The organism is Microvirga antarctica, from assembly GCF_017921815.1.
In the GTDB taxonomy this organism is placed as follows: domain Bacteria; phylum Pseudomonadota; class Alphaproteobacteria; order Rhizobiales; family Beijerinckiaceae; genus Microvirga; species Microvirga antarctica.
Genome location: NZ_JAGEMM010000055.1, coordinates 1 through 293, shown reverse-complemented (window position 1 = coordinate 293; position 293 = coordinate 1). Strand labels below are relative to the sequence as shown.

General features: G+C 54.9%; 1 protein-coding gene. It reads left to right on the top strand.

The annotated features are described in order from the left end of the window. On the top strand, nt 1-293 hold a 293-nt coding region (locus J4G32_RS20825), incomplete at both ends, for a DUF1190 domain-containing protein (protein ID WP_210497560.1).

Here is a 293-nt window from a genome sequence, read left to right as displayed (position 1 = left end):
GAAAAAAGCGATGAAACCGTATCGCTGTATCAAAACGCTGATGACTGTTCAGCGGCGAATCCGGGCAAAAGCGCGGAGTGTACAACTGCGTATAACAATGCTCTGAAAGAGGCCGAACGTACTGCGCCTAAGTACGCTACACGCGAAGATTGCGTCGCCGAGTTTGGCGAAGGTCAGTGCCAGCAAGCACCCGCACAGGCTGGCATGGCGCCGGAAAATCAGGCGCAGGCTCAACAATCCAGCGGCAGTTTCTGGATGCCGCTTATGGCAGGTTACATGATGGGGCGTCTGAT